This is a genomic window from Micrococcus sp. GbtcB5, assembly GCF_019091605.1.
GTDB classification, from domain to species: domain Bacteria; phylum Actinomycetota; class Actinomycetes; order Actinomycetales; family Micrococcaceae; genus Micrococcus; species Micrococcus luteus.
The window spans coordinates 1-677 of sequence record NZ_JAGXJK010000083.1; the positions used below are offsets into that span (position 1 = coordinate 1).

Consider the following 677-nt stretch of genomic DNA (forward strand, 5'->3'; position numbering starts at 1 on the left):
GGCCGTCCCGGCGGCACCCGGACGCGGTCGGCATCTGGCATGAGACCTACGCCGTGCGTCCGGGTGGGGTGGAGACGGTCTACGTGGGGGGTGCCTGCGTGGGGCTGGGGGCCGCTACGGGGACCGTCCCCGTCGAGCGGCGGGGCCGCACCGCCAGGGAGCGGCTGGACGGGGGCGACCGTCTCACTCCGGCCTCGTGATCCTCGACCCCGTCTGTCGCCGAGCGTCCCGGGGGCTGTCGAGAGCGGCCCCGTGAACGTTTCTGCCCGGTTTCAGCCGGGGGCAGGTGCCCGTGGGTGGTGGCGGAGCATCGGACTGCCACAAACGGCCGTTTGCGGCGCTCGAGGGGGAGTGGTGGCTGACAGTCCAGACGCGGTGAAGATCGCACGCGACTCGTGAAGGACGGTTCCTTGGAAAATTTGGGGCGGAGAGCGCCAGACGACTCAGTCCCCGACAGCCTCGATCCACCCGTGCCGGCGGGCCCCCGGGTCCTGCCGTGTGCCGCGGTCGACCACGGTGAACCCCGCCGCGGTCATCACGCCCGCGAGCTCGTCGACCGGCCAGTACCACGCCGTGGTGACGGCGTGATCGAAGGCCTCTACCTGGTCTGACGCGAAGAAGCCCAGCAGCAGTGACCCGCCAGGGCGCAGTGCCTGGTGTGCGCGCTCCAGGAGGAG

Annotated in this window: 1 protein-coding gene and 1 pseudogene; one reads left to right on the top strand and one right to left on the bottom strand. The window is 71.8% G+C overall.

Annotated features, from left to right (window positions below; translation table 11 throughout):
• Positions 1-200, top strand: a 200-nt coding sequence (locus KVS67_RS11555; protein WP_217565400.1) for a DUF4188 domain-containing protein, incomplete at its 5' end; no start/stop codon positions are given.
• Positions 201-443: 243 nt separating this feature from the next.
• On the opposite strand, the pseudogene KVS67_RS11560 reads toward KVS67_RS11555, so the two are convergent.
• Positions 444-677: pseudogene (locus tag KVS67_RS11560) on the bottom strand (SAM-dependent methyltransferase); the annotation flags it as partial.